Genomic DNA, 17,333 nt, shown 5'->3' with positions numbered 1-17,333 from the left:
GCATCCAGGACTGCCAGGTAGGCGTCCACACCCGAGGTGTGCGCCTCGAGGAAGGCGTGGTCGAACACCGCCGGCCCGCCTTTGGCCTGGGCCTCGCGTTCCCACTGCAGCAGGAACTTAGCGATGCCACGCATGGCCGCCATGTCGCCGCCCAACGCCGGGCGGAAGTACGCAGTGTTGGTCGGCTCCGAGCCGTTGCTGAGCATTTCGAAGGGGTGCTGCGGATGCTGGAAGCGCTCCAGGCCACGCTCCTTGAGCGGGTTGAAGCACACCACCTGGGCACCGCGCTTGACCGCCTCGCGCAGCGGTTCGAGCATGCGCGGGTGGTTGGTGCCGGGGTTCTGGCCGATGACGAAGATCGCGTCGGCTTCCTCCAGGTCATCGAACACCACAGTGCCCTTGCCCACGCCGAGGGATTCGCCCATGCCCACGCCACTGGCTTCGTGGCACATGTTCGAGCAGTCCGGGAAGTTGTTGGTACCGAAGGCCCGCACGAACAGCTGGTACAGGAACGCCGCTTCGTTGCTGGCCCGCCCAGAGGTATAGAACTCGGCCTGGTTGGGCGACTCGAGCGCCTGCAGGTGCTGTGCGATGAGCGCGAAGGCGTCGTCCCAGGAGGTTTCCACGTAATGGTCGGTGGCCGCGTCGTAGCGCATCGGGTGGGTCAGTCGGCCCTGGTATTCAAGCCAATAGTCGCTCTGCTCGGCCAGGGCACTGACGCTGTACTTGGCGAAGAAGGCCGGGTCCACCGAACGGCCGGTGGCCTCCCAGTTGACCGCCTTGGCGCCGTTCTCGCAGAACTTGACCATGTCGCTTCCCGGCGATTCGCCCCAGGCACAACCGGGGCAGTCGAAGCCGCCGTTCTGGTTGGTCTTGAGCATCATGCGCAGGTTCTTGAAGGCGTTCTCGCTGCCCAGCCAGGCCTTGGTCACACTCTTGAGCGCACCCCAGCCAGCGGCGGGGCCGTTGTAATCCCTGATGTGGTTGTCTTCGCTCATGGGGGTCCTCGGGCGCTTGAAAATGCACCGGCAGTGAATCTCCGGCTTTTTTCCAGCCTATGAAGAGCGGCCCCAACGCGTCCAATCGATATGCCTGACAGTGTGATAAACGGTTTCGATCAAGACCGGCAAGCCGCGTATTTCTTGGCCTGCGGCCATGATAGAGGAGACTGATCGTTTAGTCGGGGAAAGCAATTTGACGGGGGTGCGCACAGGTTATAGCTTGGAACTAGTCCGCGGCGCCCCGCCGCTTCACCTAACCTGCAGAGCACGATCGTGGAAGAAAACACCCGGGCACTGATCGACGGATTCAATCGGCGCATCGACTATCTGCGGATGTCGGTGACCGACCGCTGCGATTTCCGTTGCGTCTACTGCATGGCCGAAGACATGCAGTTCCTGCCGCGCCAGCAGATCCTCAGCCTCGAGGAGCTGTATCAGGTGGCCGAGCGTTTCGTCGCCCTGGGGACCCGCAAGATCCGTCTGACCGGTGGCGAGCCTCTGGTACGCCAGGGCATCGTCGAGCTGTGCGCACGTATTGCCGCGCTGCCTGGTCTGCGCGAGCTGTGCCTGACCAGCAACGGCTCGCAATTGGGCCGTCTGGCCCAGCCGCTGTTCGATGCCGGCGTATCACGCCTGAACATCAGCCTCGACAGCCTCGATGCCGAGCGTTTCCGCAGCCTGACCCGCACGGGTGACTTGAACCAGGTGATCGCCGGCATCGACGCCGCGCGCAGCGCCGGGTTCCAGCGCACCAAGCTCAATTGCGTGGTGCTAAAAGGCCGCAACGACCATGAAATCATCGACTTGGTGCGCTTTGCCGTCGATCGGGAACTGGACATCTCCTTCATTGAAGAAATGCCCCTGGGCGTGATCAACGAGCATGAGCGCGGCGAGTCCTACTGCTCCAGCGATGAGGTGCGCGCACGCATCGCCGAGCATTTCACCCTGGTCGACTCGGCCGAGTCGTCCCAGGGCCCGGCCCGTTACTGGCGCCTGGCCGAAGCACCACACACCCGGGTCGGTTTCATCTCGCCCCACAGTCACAACTTCTGCGCCACCTGCAACCGCGTACGCCTCACCGTCGAGGGCCGCCTGCTGCTGTGCCTGGGCAACGAACATTCGATGGACCTCAAGCAGATCCTGCGCGCCCATCCAGGCGACGCCGAGCGCCTGGAACGGGCCATTCGCGACGCCATGCAGCTCAAGCCCTACCGCCATCACTTCGAAGTCGGTGGCGAGGTGCAGATCCTGCGTTTCATGAACATGACCGGCGGCTGACCGGCCGCCTCTGGAACACCATGATCGTCCATCCCCGCCCCGATGTGCTGCGCGTGCTGTTCACCCTCAAGGGGTCGATCGTCAAACGCATTGCCCTGCGCTGCCTGATGGTGACCTTGCTGGCCGCCTTGATCGTGCTGATAGAGCATCACTTTCCGGCGTTCTTCTACCCGGTCAGTGCTACGCCATTCACGCTGCTGGGCCTGTCGCTGTCGATCTTCATGAGCTTTCGCAACAACGTCTGTTACGACCGATGGTGGGAGGGTCGCAAGGCCTGGGGTCAACTGATCATCGAAGCGCGCTCGTTCATCCGCGAAAGCCAGGTGATCAACGATGAGCACCTGCGCGCCCGGCTGCTTCGCGGGCTGTGCGGCTTTGCCCACGCCCTGAATGCACGACTGCGCAACGAAGATGAACTGCAGGCTGCCGGCCCCTGGCTGGCCGAGGCTCCCCGCGCAGGCTCTTACAACCCATGCGACGCCATCCTGCGCGAGATCGGCGAGCAGTGCTCGCGCCTGGCCGCAGACAAGCACATCAGCGAATGGCGTTACACCCTGCTGGAACAGCGCCTGGTGGGGATGTCGCAGGTGCAGGCGACCTGCGAGCGGATCAAGAGCACACCAATGCCCTTCCCTTACACGTTGCTGTTGCATCGCACCAGCTACATCTTCTGCCTGCTGTTGCCCTTCGCCCTGGCCGAACCCCTAGGCTGGCTGGCCCCGGCGTTCACCACCATCATCAGCTACACCTTCTTCGGTCTGGATGCCATCGGCAACGAGCTGGAAGACCCGTTCGGGCGCGATGAAAACGATCTGCCGACCGATGCTCTGGTACGCACCGTCGAGCGCGACGTGCTCTCAGCCCTGGGACACGAGCCACTGCCGCCGGCGTTGATGCCGGTCGATCATGTGCTGAGCTGAGCAACCGCCGCGCGGCCTGTCGCAGTGGGCTTATGCGTGAATACATCAGTGGGCCCACCAGCGCATTCGCGGGTGCCTGCCAAGCGCTTGTCTAGCCGCGGCTTTCGCAGGCTCCCACCGCCTTGAGGTGCGGGACGAAGTTGCATGGCCGGTGCCGCGCATCCAGCTGCTCCACCAGAATGCCTTCCCAGGCCGTGCGACAGGCGCCGGTCGAGCCCGGCAGGCAGCAGACCAAGGTGCCGTTGGCCAGCCCGGCCAGGGCCCGGCTCTGCACGGTCGAGGTGCCGATATCGAGAATCGACAGTGCCCTGAACAGCTCGCCGAAGCCATCGATACGCTTGTCGAGCAGGCACTCCACCGCTTCGGGGGTACTGTCGCGACCGGTGAAACCCGTGCCACCGGTGATCATCACCACCTGCACCTGTTCATCGGCGATCCACTGGGCGACCTGGGCGCGGATCTTGTAAAGGTCGTCCTTGAGCAGCGCGCGCGCCACCAGGCGATGACCGACCTCCACCGCTCGGGTGGCGAGCAGCTCGCCCGACGTATCGTTATCGAAGGTGCGGGTATCGCTGACGGTCAGCACGGCGACATTGAGCGGTACGAACACTGCATCCGGTTTCACACTCACCTTGGTTTCCTCTGCATGGGGCATGGTCACATCACGCTAGGGCCAACCCTTGGGCGACGTCCAATCGATATGACGAACCAAACCATCAACCGGCTCTATCATCACGAAACAATGGCCAGCCACGGCAGACTTGGTTAAGGTCGCGCAATCGACTCCTTGCCTGCCAGACCGCGCCATGGACATCAAACAGCTCAAATTCCTCATCGCCCTCGACCAGACCCGACACTTCGGGCAGGCCGCCGCGTTGTGCCACATCACCCAGCCAACCTTGTCCATGCGCCTGCGCAATCTCGAAGACGAACTGGACCTGGTACTGGTCAAGCGCGGCCAGCGCTTCGAGGGCTTCACCGAAGCCGGCGAGCGCATCCTGGCCTGGGCCCGCACCCTGCTCGCCGCTCACGACGGCCTGCAGGCCGAGGCCGCCAGTTGCCGTGGACAGGTGGTCGGCAGCCTGCGCCTGGGCACCGTGCCGCTGGCCAGCTTCAATCCCATGCACCTGCTGCTGCCGTTGCGCGAGAAGTACCCGGAGCTGCACTTTCAGGTCAGTTCGCTGAGCTCCGAGCAAATCATCGATGGCTTGAGCCGCAACCAGCTGGACCTGGGGATCTGCTACCTGGACCAGGTCAATACCAGCTTCTTCGAGGTGATCGAACTAGGCACCACCACCATGGGCCTGCTGCATGACACCCGGCATTTCGCCTTCGACGGACCGCAACTGCGCTGGGAAGCCTTGGCCAACCTGCCGCTGGGCCTGCTGAGCAAGGGCATGCACTACCGCCAGTCGTTGGACCTGAGCCTGCGCAGCCGGGGCCTGGAGCCAGCTGCGGTGCTGGAGAGCGACTCCACGTTCCAGCTGATCCAGGCCATCAATACCGGCCTATGCTGCGCGGTGATGCCGCTCGATTGCGGGCTGGAAGAGTTGTCCGAGCACTTGCGCATCCTGCCCATCGCCGATGCCAGCATCCACAGCCCGGTAGGCTTGCTGCTGCGCCGTAGCGAGCCGCGCTCGGCGATTGCCGAGCAGTGCTTCGACGAGGCCAAGGCGCTGTTTGCCCAGCAACCCTGAGCGCGTCCCTGTAGATCTCAAGGATGCTCCGGATCGTGTCCCAACGACTGCAAGAACAGCGAGAACAACTCCGGCTGCGAGGAAATATCCAGCTTGGCATACAGGTGCCGGCGGTGAACCTTGACGGTTTCCGGAGAAATCGCCAGACGCTCGGCCATGGCCTTGGATGAGTAGCCACGCAGGATCAACCGGGCGATCTCGAGCTCGCGCTCGGACAACACCCCCGCCCCGAAATGACTCAGCGCATCGCGCACCTGGGCCGCCACCGGCTCGCCCGCCGGCATCAGGCGTTGGCTGCGCAACTGCCAATGCTGTTGCATCAGGGCCAGCACCCAGGGGCAGAACATCGCCAATTGTCCGCACTGCTGCGAACTGAACGGCCGGCGCATGCCCAACGACAACGACAATGCCCCCTGGCCCGGCAACTGCAGGATGAACTGCACCTCGTCCTCCAGCACGTTGGCATGGAAGTAGTTGAGGTAGTACTCACTTTGGTGGAACTGGTCCGGCGCCACCTCATCGAGCCGGTACAACCCGCTGGACACGCCATCCTGGCAGGCCTGGAAGAACGGATCGAGCTGGTACAGGCCACTGAGGTACAGCGGCATCGCCGCCGGTCCGTCCTGGGGCGCGGCGTCGTATTCCTCGAGCACCAAGGGAGCTGCGTTGCTGGGGTAGAAGACCGCCAGGGCATTGTCGAACGGCAGCCAGCGGTGCAGGAGCAGGATCAACTGCTTCCACAAGCGGGGCTGACCGATCTGTTCGATGGTGCGACCAAGGTTGGCGTGAATGCCGACTTCATGAAACAGGCTTTGCATCCGCAGGCTCCCCTGAATAGGTGATGGGATTTGCCGTCTTTCCCGCCTGCGCGTCAAGTGGGCGTACCCCAATAGGGTAATTGGCCGCACGCCCCGTCACGCCTAGATTGCAGCCCATGCCACGCCCCGCGTCGAGGGCACGCTCCCTTTCTTCGTCACTGCCTCAACCACCAATAACAATTCGAGGAGAACGACATGCACGACAGTGCGCTCAAGCCCAGCCTGGGCATGCTCGATGTGGTCGCCATCACGGTCTCGGCGGTCACGCCGGCCAGTTCCGTGTTCGTCATCGCCCCTTTTGCCATCTCCCAGGCCGGCAGTGGTGCCTTCCTGGCCTTTGTCCTGGCCGCGCTGCTGGCCTTGATGTTCGCCTGGTGCTACGCCGAACTCGGTCGGGCGCACACCTCGGCGGGTGGCGAGTATGTCTATGCCAAGCGGGTATTCGGTGGCATGGCCGGCTACGCCACCTTCCTGACCGTGATGGTGATGCTGCTGTTCATCCCGCCCGTGCTGGCCACGGGCGCAGCCACCTACCTCAACAGCGCCCTGGGCACGCAATTCGACACCCAGACTGTCGCCCTGGCCATTGTCGCCGCCAGCTACGGCCTGGGTATTCTCAACATCCGCGTCAATGCCTGGGTCACGGGTATCTTCCTGCTGTGTGAGGTTGCCGCCCTGCTGGTGATCGTGGTGCTCGGTTTCGGCAACATCAGCCAGCCGCTCAGCGTGCTGACCCAACCCCAGCACATCGACCACGGCCTGCTCACCGCCGCGCCCTGGGCCCTGGTGATAGCCGCCATGGGCACCGCGCTGTTCTCCTACAACGGTTTCGGCGGCGCCGTGGTGCTGGCCGAGGACATGAAAGACGGCGGGCGCAGCAACCACCACGCCGTGCTCTGGTCGCTGGCACTGGTGGTGGCGATCGAGCTGATACCGATCGGCGCCCTACTGCTCGGCGCGCCGTCGCTGCAAGACATGCTCGCCAGCCCCGACCCGATCGGCTATCTGCTCACTGCCCACGGCAACGAAACGCTGTCGCGGCTGGTCAGTGCCGGGATCTTCCTCTCGGTGTTCAACGCCATCATTGCCATCGTCATCCAGTCTGGCCGGGTGGTGTTCAGCAGCGGTCGCGACCAGCTGTGGACGCCCGCGTTGAATCGCCTGTTCACCCGCATCCACCCCCGTTGGGAATCGCCTTGGCTGGCCACCTTGTTCCTCGGTGTGCCCTCGGCGGCCCTGACCTTCAGCTCCAACCTGGAGGGGCTGACCTCCTTCACGGTCTTGCTGCTGCTCATGGTCTACCTGGCCGTGGCGTTATGTGCCCTGTTCAGCCGGGTACTGCGCAGCGACCGCGAGCACCCCTACCGCATGCCGCTGTGGCCTCTACCCGCCTTGCTGGCCACCATCGGGGCTGGCTACCTGCTGCTCAATGGCCTGCTCGACGCCTCGGTCCGCGACACCTTGATCATTCTCGGCATACTGGCTGTCTCGGTGATCCTTTACAGCACCTACGGCAAGCTCAGCCCCACTTTCCAGAAACGCTGAACAACAGGAGTCCCTATGCGCGCGCGTCAACTTGGCATCACCCTGGGCCTGGGCACCCCCGGCCAATTCAACGCCATCACCGATGTGCCCGGTGTTCGCGTCGGTCACAGCACCCTCATGGCCGATAGCGACGACAAGCAGGTGCGCACCGGCGTCACCGTGATCCAGCCGCGCCCTGGCGCAGCCCGCCTGGCGCCCTGCTTTGCCGGGATCCATGTGCTCAATGGCAACGGCGACGCCACTGGGCTTGAGTGGATCCGCGAAGCGGGCCTGTTGACCACACCGCTGGCCATCACCAATACCCACAGCGTTGGCGTGGTGCGTGACGCGCTGGTCGCCGCCGAGCGCGATGCCCTGGCGGACCCGGCCGTGTACTGGTGCATGCCGGTGGTCATGGAAACCTATGACGGCCTGCTCAACGACATCTGGGGCCAGCACATTGGCCCGGACCACGTGAACGAAGCCCTGGCCCGTGCCGAATCCGGCCCGGTCGCCGAAGGTGCGGTGGGCGGTGGCACGGGCATGATCTGCCATGAGTTCAAGGGTGGCATCGGCACCGCCTCGCGCAAGCTGTCGACCGAACAGGGCGGCTGGACGGTCGGTGCGCTGGTCCAGGCTAACCACGGTCAACGCCGCGAGCTGCGCGTCGATGGCTATCCGGTGGGCCGGGTACTGGATGGCATCCCGTCGCCCTTCGACGAGCGCGGCGAGCCCGGCATGGGCTCGATCGTGGTGATCATCGCCACCGACGCTCCGCTATTGCCACATCAGTGCCAACGCCTGGCCCAGCGGGCCTCCATCGGCATCGCCCGCACCGGCGGCGGTACCGAAGATGCCAGTGGCGACCTGTTCCTGGCGTTCTCCTGTGCTGAGCAACACTTACCCGCCGCCGAGTACGGCCGCAAGGGCACCCCGTTCAGCCTGCCGGTGCAGATGCTCAACAACGACCACATCACGCCATTGTTCATGGCGGCGGCCGAAGCGGTGGAAGAGGCGATCGTCAATGCCCTGCTGGCAGGCGTCGACATGCACACCGCCGACGGCGTGCTGGTGCCGGGGCTCGGTGGCGAGCGGCTGCTGGGGGCCCTGCGCCAGGTGGGGTGGCAGGGTTAGGAACCGGGGGCTGCTGTGCGGCCCCGAATCCCCTGAAGCAGGTGCGTTTCGGAAAAAACTAGGAAACAGAGCGCAGGCTACCCAGCTCCTCGCCCGTCAGGAACAACAACGAGAACAGCTCGCTCTGGGAGTTCACGTCCAGCTTGCGGTACACGTTGCGCCGATGGACCTTCACCGTCTCGGCGGAAAGCGCGAGCTTGGCCGCGGCCTCCTTGTTGGAGTGGCCGGAGAGGATCAAGCGCACCACATCCAGTTCCCGTGCGGTGAGCACCGACTCCAGCTGCCGGCGCGCTTCATCGCGACCTTGGGCAAAGTCCAGCGCCGGTTTGCCCGCAGGTGCCCGCTCCGGCAGGCTCTCGAAATGCAGGCGCTGGCGCATCAGGCCGATCAGCCATGGGCGGATCAGCTCCAGCATGGCGAGCTGCTCGGCACTGAACCGTCGGCAGCCCCCCAGCGACAGGCACAGCGTGCGCCCCTGCCCCACCACCACGTTGAACTGGACTTCGTCGGCGACCACGTTATGGGTGAAATACAGCCGGTAGTAATCGGTCTGCTGGAAGTGCTCCGGGGCGATGTCGGCCAAGCGCACCAGACCGGTCTGCGCCTGCTCCCGACTGTTGAGGTAGAACGGGTCCAGCAGGTACAGACCATTGGCGTATTCGCTCACCAAGGGGTCGATGCCCTCCCGGTCATAGGGGCTTTGGTCGAAGATCAGTGGCTTGTCTTGGCTGAACAACAAGGCAACCCAGGAATCCACTTCGACGAAGTCGCCCAGCAACGTGGCCAGCGTGCGCCAGAAGCTTGGTCGATCGAGGTGCTCGATGCACTGGCCTATGCCCTGGTGCCACGAAAGATCCTGCAGACTCAGGCCCATGCCTACCCCCGGGTTAACCACTCGGCGTGATTGTTTTGACAGTCGTTGTTTTCATACTTGCATCACCCTTTGCAAAAGTCACCCGACCTCAAAGCGGTCGGACACCACGAGACGGACGCCCTATGAAGATCGAAGTCATACAAACCACGACGCGCGATGGCGACACGCCCTACAACCTCAGTTGCATCCTCAAGGACATCGCCCAGTGTGCGCCGGACACCGACGTCGTGCTGTTCCCCGAGTCGCACCTGACCGGGTTTCTCAGCCAGGAAGACGTCGGCACGCTCTCGGAGTCAGTCGATGGCGAAGCCGTGCAGGCAGTGGTCGAAGCGGCGCGCCAGCGCAATGTGGCGGTGGTGCTGGGGCTTTATGAAAATGCCCATGGCACCTTCTACAACACCACGCTGTTCATCGCGCCAGAAGGCATTCTGCTCACTTACCGCAAGACCCACCTGTGGGTGCCGGAGCATGGCATCGTGGTGCCTGGGGATCGCTTCTCCACCGTGGAGTGGCGTGGGGTGCGCATCGGCCTGCTGATCTGTTACGACAGCGAGTTCCCCGAGACGGCCCGGGCACTGACGGCACTCGACGCACAGGTGATGCTGATCACCGATGGCTTGGCCGAGCCCGAGGATGACGTGCATCGTGTGTCGGTGATGGCCCGGGCGATGGAGAACCAGGTGTTCGCCGTGGTGGCCAATCGGGTGGGCAATGGGCCGGACGACTGCATGTTCGTCGGCAACAGTCTGGGGGTCGACCCCTTTGGCAGGACGCTGTTCGAGGCAGGCCGGGGCGAGTCACGGCATACCGTGACCCTGGATCTGTCGCTGATCGGCAAGGCCCGTGCCTTCCACGACTACCGCGCCAACCAGCGCATCGCCCTGCCGGGTGAGCGCATCGAGCATCCCAACGGCCTGCGCGAACTGCTCATCGGCTAAGTCCCGGGTGGCGCACGCACGACTACGTGGCGCCTGCTTCGCGGGTAAACCCGCTCCCTCAAGTGCTGCAGTGTCATTAGAAACACTGCTGTACCTGTGGGAGCGGGTTTACCCGCGAAGTGGCCAGATCTGTCGATACAGGACTATCGCCATCCCCTCTCAATGCCGGGCCAGCACCGCCTCACCCGCCACGCCAGCAGGCGCTTCGTCGATCTGCGCCATGCTCAGGCGCGAAGTCTCGCGCAGCATCAGCGAACACACCGCTACCAACGCCAATGCCCCAGCTCCATACAGGGCCACGCCCAACGGGTTGTGGTCGGTGAGGATGAGGATCGCCGTGGCGATGCTCGACGCTGTCCCACCGCCCAGCGCGGCACCGATCTGATAGCTGGCCGAGATCCCGGAATAGCGCATGCTACGCGGGAACTGCTCACCCAGAAATGCAGGGATCGGCCCCTGGGTCGCGCCCATCAGCAAGCCCGTGAGGCTGTAGGCGAACAAAGCGATGCCGAAACTCTTCATGCCTACCAGTTCGAAGAAGGCGAACAGCCCGAGCGCCATGACCACCGCACCGAACACCATCACCGTGCGCCGGCCCAAACGGTCGGACAGGTAGCCGAACAGCGGCGCGGAGAACACGATAGCGATCGACAAGGTCAGGTCGAACATCAATGCCTGGGTGCTGCCGAAGCCCACCTGGGTGGCGTAGGTCAGGAAGAACGTGCTGCCGATGTAGGCGATGGTGCAATAGCCGAAGGCAATGCCGGTGCACAGCAACAACTGGCGCGGACGCTGGCGCAAGGCTTCGGCCAATGGTGCACGGACCGGCTTGACTGCCGGGGCTGCGACCGGTGCCGGTGCTTTCAAGCGTGCGTACAGGCCGATCAGCACCAAGGTGCCGCCGAGCCAGAACGGGATGCGCCAGGCAAAATCCACCAGGTTGTCATTGAAGGCGGCACTGACGATGGTGAACACCACAGCGCCGAGGATGCCACCGACGCCGATGCCCATGCTGGTAAAGCTACCCCACAGTCCTCGCCTGCCCGGCGGCGCCGACTCGATGCCGAACAGCGCGGCACCGCCCCACTCGCCACCGGCGGCGAAGCCCTGGATCAGACGCAACACCACCAGCAGGATCGGCGCAACGACGCCGATACTGGCATGGCTTGGCAAGCAGCCGATGAGGAAAGTGCTCAAACCCATGAGCAGCAAGGTCGCGACCAGCACCTTCTGCCGGCCGATGCGATCGCCATAGTGGCCGAACACCAAGCCGCCCAGCGGCCGGGCGAAGAAGCCGGCACCAAAGGCGCTGAAGGCCACCAAGGTCGCGGTCAGGTGATCCATCTGCGGGAAGAACACCTGGGGAAACACCAGCGCAGCCGCGGTGCCGTAGATGATGAAGTCATAGAACTCCAGCGCAGTGCCCATGCCGGAGACGCAGAAGGTCCGCAGCGCAGACCGGGACGACGCAGGGTTGGATTGTTCCGCATGCATTGTTGTTGTTCTCGTTGTCAGCGGGTGCCGCCCTGCTCAGGCGGCACCGGGTGGGGCTCAGAAACGTTCGAAGCCAGCCTTGGCCAGTTGCAGCGGCGTGCCCGCCACGTATTCCAGTACGCAGCGCTCGGTATCGATCCCCACGCTCAGCAGGGTTTCCCAACGTTCGGTGTCGGGCATGGCCATGTCCGGGTGGAAGCAGATCGGCGCGCTGTCACCTTGTGCGCCACACATGGCTTCGGCGCGGGCGCGCAGATCGGCACTGCCCATCTGGCCGATTACCTGCTCCAGGTGGCCCAGGCGGCACTGGGTATCGGCACGGTCGGCAACCTGCTCGCCCAGGCTCAGTTGCGGGTCGAGGAAGTGGTTGGTGTGCAGCAACCAGCCGTCTTCACGCGGCAGCACCAGCGCCGTGCGCTCAGGGCTGAGCTCGATGCTGACGGCGCGCGGGCTGCTGTCCTCGCGGGAGAACACGGTGAGCACGGTGGAGGCACTGACCCGCGCCGAACGGGCCAGCTCGATGGCCTCCTCGACGCTGCTGGCCTCTTCGAGCAGACGACGGGCAATGGCGTGCACCGGCACACCGCCGCTGTCGTTGTCACTGGTGTGGTGGAGAATGTTGAAGTGCAGCCCCAGACCTGCGCTGTTCACGCCCAGCTTGGCAAGCATGCCGAATTCGCAGAACAGCTTGACGTTCATGCCACGTTCGGTGTGCAACGCCAGCATCAGGCCATGAGGGCAAAGGCTGTCGTGCCAGTCCCAGGTCTGCAGGGTCTGCGGCGCCCGCGGACCGCGCGGGGCATGCACGGTGGTGGAGCATTCGCTGTGGCGGGTGCGTGCAGCCAGCACCTCGGTGCGCGCGTTGAGGCTTGCCAACTGCCACACCGGCAGGTCGGCGCCGCTGGCCATGCCGATCACCTCGGCCGCCAGATTCGGGCTCCAGGCTTCCAAGGCGGCCAGACTGTTTTCGCCGATACGTTGCGCCTCGCGCACGGACACGCCCACCCGAGGGAAGAAGTCCAGATAGAGCTGGGTGGTATGACGGATCTGCTCGGCGAAGCGCTCGCCGATCTGGCGACCACGCTCGGCAGGCGTGCGGATATCGGTGACTAGGGTATGGATCTTCACTGCGGGGAACTCCTGGTACAGCAGGCTCTGGGCATCGTTGCTGTTCTGGAAAGAGTGAGGCCGCCTCGCACCTCTGCTGCATGCACCTGCCTTGGGGGTGGCAGATGGTACTGGACCGGGCACGAAGTGGCCGCTGTGTTCAGGCAACCACCGCTAGCCTAGCGAGCCGCCCGCGGTGGATCATCGCCACAACCCGCACAACTTTTGTGCCCAGGCGGAACAATTGCGCCCCGCAGCCCGATCACAGCCCCTGGCTGCGCAGTTGCTCGTGCAGCAAGGCGATGAACGCCTGCACCTTGCGCGTGTTGCGCCGATGGGGCAGGTACAGCACGTGCACCCAGGGACCGAAGGCACTCAAGGCCCGCCAGTAGTCCGGCAACACTTCCACCAGTTGCCCGCTGGCCAGATAAGGCGCGGCGCACCAGGTGGGCACGAACTGCAGACCATGGCCATCGAGCAGGCAGGCGAGCAAAAAGTCGAAATTGTCGCTCACCAGCCGGGGCGTGGGCTGGCGCACACGCAACGTCTGGCCTTCATGCTCGACCCACCAGAAGCTGCGGTTTAGCAGCGGATGACGCAACAGCAGCCAGTCGTGCTGGGCGTAGTTCTCCAGGGTGATGGCCTCACCACGTCGGGCCAGGTAGTCGGGGCTGGCACACAGCACCACGCGGTTCTCGATCAGCGGCTGGGCAATCAGTTCGGGCTGGTCGGTGGGGCCATCGCGCAGCGACAGATCGTAACCGCCATCGATCAGGTCTTCATTGGCATCGTTGAGGTTCACCTCCAGACGCACCTGCGGGTGTTCACGCATGAAGCGAAAGCAGACCTGGTTGAGAAACGCCGGGCCGAACGAAGGCGGCGCGGTGATGCGCAAGGTGCCGCGCAGTTCGTGCTGCAACTGCTCCACCTCCTCGGTCACCAGTTGCAGATGCATCAAGGCCTGGCGCGCACCTTCCAGATACACCGTCCCGGCCTCGGTCAGGGCCATACGCCGGGTGGTGCGCTCGAACAGGCGCACGCCGAGCTCGGCTTCCAGGTGAGCGACGGCCTTGGTGATGGCCGAGGGCGTCTTGCCCAACTGCTCGGCCGCACGACTGAAGCTGCCGTGTTCGGCGGCGGCGACGAAGATGGTCAGGGCCGTCATTTTGTCCATGGTTTCTTCCTGTTCGGCACAAGCGAGGCAATGAAGAGCGCGTGCGGGTATCCACGCCTTTCCATCAAACCCGCAAACAGCGCGGATTTGAATAGGCGTCGAGCGGCGTGTGGCTTGCGCCATGGCAATCATAGGCCAGGGATTGTTTCCCGATCGCGAAAAAAGTTGTGCCTGTCGTCGCATTTAACCGGCCTTGCGCGTTGGCTAGGCTGCGGCGCAATCACAACAAGAACGAGGCACCGAATGAAGCACCTCCTGAAGATGGCGATCAGCGCGGGCCTGGCCTGCACCTCCCTGCACAGCTTCGCGGCAGTGGACGTGATCTTTCACAACGCCAAGGTCTACACCGCCGAGCCAGGCCAACCGCTGCAGCAAGCGGTGGCGGTCGAGGGAGAGAAGATCGTTGCCGTGGGATCCGACCAGGCCGTGCTGCGCCTGAAGGCCGCCGCCACCCGCGTCATCGACCTGGGTGGCAAGGTGCTGATGCCGGGCATGCTCGATTCTCACTCCCATGCCATCAAGGGCGGCCTGCAACTGGAACTGGCCAACCTGATGGGCGAGCAGATCCCGCTCGATGAACTGGAACAACGCCTGCTCGAGTGGCGCAAGGATGGCAAGGCCGTGCGAGGCGAATTCCTGGTCGTCGGCGGCGTGCCAGGGACCTATTGGGATGACATCCCAGCCCTGGAGCAGCGCTTCAACCACGGGCAATGGGCCGAGCAGCCGATCCTTCTGGCCGCCAATGATATGCACACCGGCTGGGCCAACCTGGCCCTGCTCAAGCGCGCCAAGATCGATGCCAAGACCATCGCGGCATTGCCTGCCGAGGCGCGCAGCACCATAGGCCAGCATGAGGACGGCACACCCAACGGGTTCCTGGCCGATGCCAGTTACTACCCGGTGACCGACCTGCTGCCACCGCTCTCCCACGACACCCTGATGACCGCCGGCCGCATGGCCCTGGACTACTCCAAGCAGCTCGGCATTACCGGCTGGATGGACCCACTGGCCAACGAACTGCCCGGGGCGGACGTGAAGAACGACTCGCTCGGCGTGCTGCCGGTCTATAAGGACCTCTCCCAGCGCGGCGAGCTGACGGCCCACATTGCCGCGCTGCTGATGGCCGACTCAAAGGCCCGCCCGGCCGACCTGGATGAGCTGGACAAGGTACGCCAGCAGTTCCTCGGCGTGCGCAACCTCACCCTGCCCGGCATCAAGGTCTTCGCCGACGGCGTGGCCGAGATGCCGGCGCAGAGCGCAGCGATGCTCGAGCCCTACAAGAACTCCGGCCAACGCGGCGAACTGCTGCTGGACCCGAAACACTTCGGTGAGCTGGTCGATGCCGCCGATGCACGCGGCTGGCTGGTGCACGTCCATGCCATCGGCGACCGCGCCGTGCGCGAGGCGCTCAATGGCGTAGAACAAGCCCGACGAGCCCGTCACAGCGGCGTCCCCCATTCGATCACCCACCTGCAGATGGTCAGCGCCCAGGACTACCCGCGCTTCAAGCAGCTCGATGTGATCGCCTCGATGCAGTTGTACTGGGCCAGTGCCGACGAGACCAACCTCGATCTGGTCAAGCCGTATGTCGATGAACACGCCTTCGCCCATAGCTATCCGGCCCACTCGCTGTACAAGGCCGGTGCGACCATCGCCGGGGCAAGTGACTGGCCGATCACCACCCCGGAGCCGTGGAAGGCGATCTACCAGGCAGTGAGCCGCAAGGGCCCCAAGGGGGTGCTCAACGCTGACGAGGCCATCGACCGGCAAACCATGTTCCAGGCCTACACCCTCAATGCCGCCCGCGCCATGCGTCTTGAGCAGCAGGTGGGCTCGCTGAAAGTCGGCAAGCAGGCGGACATGATCGTCTTGGACCGCGATGTGCTCAGCGTCGACCCCGAGGCGCTGCGAGATACCCAGGTGTTGCAGACCTGGTTCGCCGGCAAGCAGATCTACCAGCGCTGATCGCTTGGCGGGCCAACCCGCTCCACAGGCGCAACACCGACGCCTGTGGAGCGGGTTTTATCCGCAAAAAGCCACACCCCGCGTCACCCGTGCACAACAACAATAAACGGAAAGCATCGAATGACCTTACGCAACCTCATCGCAGGCGGCCTGCTCGCCTGTGCCCCGCTGGCCCATGCCATCGACCTCAATGACGATTTCAGCCTCGAGGCCAAGGCTGGCGTGTTCAGCGACTACCGCACCCGTGGCATCTCCCAGACCCAGAACGATCCAGCCCTGCAGGGGTCGCTGACCCTGGCGCACGCCAGCGGCCTGTACGCAGGCGTATGGAGTTCGAACGTCGACTTCGGTTTCGGCAGCAGCACACGCCAGGAGCTGGACTACTATGCCGGCTACTTCTGGCAGATCAACGACGATGTCACCCTCGATACTTCGTACATCAAGTACGTGTACCCGCGTCAGGGCAACTTCAACTATGGCGAGTACCACACCGAACTGCGTGCCTGGGGTGTGCTGCTCGGTGGTAACTACTCGGAGAACTTCAACGGCGACCAGTCGATGCTCTACAGCTATATGGGCTACACCACCCTGCTACCGTTCGACACCGACCTGCTGGTGCGCTACGGGCGCAACGACTACAAGGACCCAAGCTGGTTCGCCAATGACGGGACCAGCCGGGACGACTATCACGAGTGGGAAGTTAAGCTGACCCGCACGATGCTGTCGCTCGATTGGTCGGTCAGCTACATCGACACCGACCTTTCCGAAAACGAATGCGCCAGTTACCTGGGTTTCAAGGATGTCTGCTCGGCCACGGTGGTGGCTGCGGTCAGCAAGACATTCTGATCCCTGCGGCCCCCAGGGCTGCCGCCGGCTCCCACGGGTACTGCGCCGAGCCTGAGAACGGCGCGATACCTGTGGGAGCGGGTCTACCCGCGAAGGACCCGCCTCAGATCCTGAAGCTGCCCACCAGTTGCTTCAACCGCCCCGCTTGCTGGCTCAGGGCATCGCAATGGCGCAGGGTTTCGTTGAGGTTCTCTACCCCTTGCTGGTTGAGGCTGTTGATCTGGGTGATGTCCAGGTTCAGGCTCTCGACCACTGCGCTCTGCTCCTCGGTGGCGGTGGCCACCGACTGGTTCATGCCGTCGATCTCGCCGATGCGCTGGGTCACGCTGGCCAGGCGTTCACCCGCCTGGTTGGCCACCTGCACGGTCTGTTCGCTGGACACCTGGCTTTCGTTCATGGTGTACACCGCCTCGCGCGAGCCCACCTGCAGGCTGGTGATCATGCGGTGGATCTCTTCGGCCGACTCCTGGGTGCGGTGGGCCAGGTTGCGCACTTCATCGGCCACCACGGCGAAACCGCGCCCGGCCTCGCCAGCACGGGCGGCCTCGATGGCGGCGTTGAGC

Annotated in this window: 16 protein-coding genes; 8 read left to right on the top strand and 8 right to left on the bottom strand. The window is 64.1% G+C overall.

Annotation, left to right across the window (positions count from 1 at the left end; all coding sequences use genetic code 11):
• Window positions 1-998: molybdopterin-dependent oxidoreductase (locus tag DQ397_RS14915; RefSeq protein ID WP_148921574.1), on the bottom strand; the 998-nt coding region annotated here is incomplete at its 3' end.
• Between the two features lie 276 nt (window positions 999-1,274).
• On the opposite strand from DQ397_RS14915, the gene moaA reads away from it, so the two are divergent.
• Window positions 1,275-2,279, top strand: a complete 1,005-nt coding sequence (gene moaA / locus DQ397_RS14910; protein WP_043215298.1) for a GTP 3',8-cyclase MoaA — start codon at window positions 1,275-1,277, stop codon at window positions 2,277-2,279.
• Between the two features lie 20 nt (window positions 2,280-2,299).
• Window positions 2,300-3,199 carry a bestrophin family protein gene (locus DQ397_RS14905; protein WP_043215296.1) on the top strand — a complete coding sequence of 300 codons (900 nt, stop codon included), beginning with the start codon at window positions 2,300-2,302 and terminating at the stop codon, window positions 3,197-3,199.
• A 91-nt stretch (window positions 3,200-3,290) separates the two neighbouring features.
• Here DQ397_RS14905 and moaB read toward each other — a convergent pair whose 3' ends face one another.
• A complete protein-coding gene (moaB, locus tag DQ397_RS14900; protein ID WP_372240768.1) occupies window positions 3,291-3,854 on the bottom strand; it encodes a molybdenum cofactor biosynthesis protein B in 564 nt (187 codons plus the stop codon).
• 151 nt (window positions 3,855-4,005) lie between these two features.
• On the opposite strand from moaB, the gene DQ397_RS14895 reads away from it, so the two are divergent.
• Entirely contained in the window at window positions 4,006-4,896 is an 891-nt protein-coding gene (locus tag DQ397_RS14895) for a LysR family transcriptional regulator (protein ID WP_043215294.1), read from the top strand.
• A gap of 17 nt (window positions 4,897-4,913) precedes the next feature.
• Here DQ397_RS14895 and DQ397_RS14890 read toward each other — a convergent pair whose 3' ends face one another.
• On the bottom strand, window positions 4,914-5,714 hold the full coding sequence (locus DQ397_RS14890; protein WP_043215291.1) for a helix-turn-helix transcriptional regulator: 801 nt from the start codon (window positions 5,712-5,714) through the stop codon (window positions 4,914-4,916).
• A gap of 195 nt (window positions 5,715-5,909) precedes the next feature.
• Between DQ397_RS14890 and DQ397_RS14885 the strand changes: the two genes are divergently transcribed.
• The gene (locus DQ397_RS14885) at window positions 5,910-7,259 is read left to right on the top strand and encodes an APC family permease (protein ID WP_043215289.1); all 1,350 of its coding nucleotides are present in this window, start codon (window positions 5,910-5,912) and stop codon (window positions 7,257-7,259) included.
• A 15-nt stretch (window positions 7,260-7,274) separates the two neighbouring features.
• On the top strand, window positions 7,275-8,372 hold the full coding sequence (locus DQ397_RS14880; protein WP_043215286.1) for a P1 family peptidase: 1,098 nt from the start codon (window positions 7,275-7,277) through the stop codon (window positions 8,370-8,372).
• Between the two features lie 58 nt (window positions 8,373-8,430).
• Here DQ397_RS14880 and DQ397_RS14875 read toward each other — a convergent pair whose 3' ends face one another.
• Window positions 8,431-9,246: a helix-turn-helix transcriptional regulator gene (locus DQ397_RS14875; protein ID WP_043215284.1), complete on the bottom strand. Its 816-nt coding sequence runs from the start codon at window positions 9,244-9,246 to the stop codon at window positions 8,431-8,433.
• Between the two features lie 122 nt (window positions 9,247-9,368).
• On the opposite strand from DQ397_RS14875, the gene DQ397_RS14870 reads away from it, so the two are divergent.
• On the top strand, window positions 9,369-10,184 hold the full coding sequence (locus DQ397_RS14870) for a carbon-nitrogen hydrolase family protein (RefSeq protein ID WP_043215282.1): 816 nt from the start codon (window positions 9,369-9,371) through the stop codon (window positions 10,182-10,184).
• Between the two features lie 159 nt (window positions 10,185-10,343).
• On the opposite strand, the gene DQ397_RS14865 is transcribed toward DQ397_RS14870, so the two are convergent.
• The 3 genes from DQ397_RS14865 to DQ397_RS14855 form a co-directional block, all read right to left on the bottom strand.
• Window positions 10,344-11,678, bottom strand: coding sequence for an MFS transporter (locus DQ397_RS14865; protein WP_043215279.1), 1,335 nt, complete (start codon window positions 11,676-11,678; stop codon window positions 10,344-10,346).
• A 57-nt stretch (window positions 11,679-11,735) separates the two neighbouring features.
• Window positions 11,736-12,806 carry a C45 family peptidase gene (locus DQ397_RS14860; protein WP_043215277.1) on the bottom strand — a complete coding sequence of 357 codons (1,071 nt, stop codon included), beginning with the start codon at window positions 12,804-12,806 and terminating at the stop codon, window positions 11,736-11,738.
• A 241-nt stretch (window positions 12,807-13,047) separates the two neighbouring features.
• Window positions 13,048-13,959 carry a LysR family transcriptional regulator gene (locus DQ397_RS14855; RefSeq protein ID WP_043215275.1) on the bottom strand — a complete coding sequence of 304 codons (912 nt, stop codon included), beginning with the start codon at window positions 13,957-13,959 and terminating at the stop codon, window positions 13,048-13,050.
• A gap of 243 nt (window positions 13,960-14,202) precedes the next feature.
• Between DQ397_RS14855 and DQ397_RS14850 the strand changes: the two genes are divergently transcribed.
• Both DQ397_RS14850 and DQ397_RS14845 read left to right on the top strand, forming a co-directional pair.
• Window positions 14,203-15,924 carry an amidohydrolase gene (locus DQ397_RS14850; protein WP_043215273.1) on the top strand — a complete coding sequence of 574 codons (1,722 nt, stop codon included), beginning with the start codon at window positions 14,203-14,205 and terminating at the stop codon, window positions 15,922-15,924.
• Between the two features lie 120 nt (window positions 15,925-16,044).
• Window positions 16,045-16,770 (top strand): TorF family putative porin, encoded by a 726-nt coding sequence (locus DQ397_RS14845; protein WP_043215270.1) that lies wholly within the window; start codon window positions 16,045-16,047, stop codon window positions 16,768-16,770.
• A gap of 103 nt (window positions 16,771-16,873) precedes the next feature.
• On the opposite strand, the gene DQ397_RS14840 is transcribed toward DQ397_RS14845, so the two are convergent.
• On the bottom strand, window positions 16,874-17,333 hold a 460-nt coding region (locus DQ397_RS14840), incomplete at its 5' end, for a methyl-accepting chemotaxis protein (RefSeq protein ID WP_256664378.1).

Origin of the sequence: Pseudomonas sp. CK-NBRI-02, from assembly GCF_008124495.1 — a bacterium.
Taxonomy (GTDB): domain Bacteria; phylum Pseudomonadota; class Gammaproteobacteria; order Pseudomonadales; family Pseudomonadaceae; genus Aquipseudomonas; species Aquipseudomonas guariconensis.
This window is presented reverse-complemented; position numbering and strand designations above follow the sequence as displayed.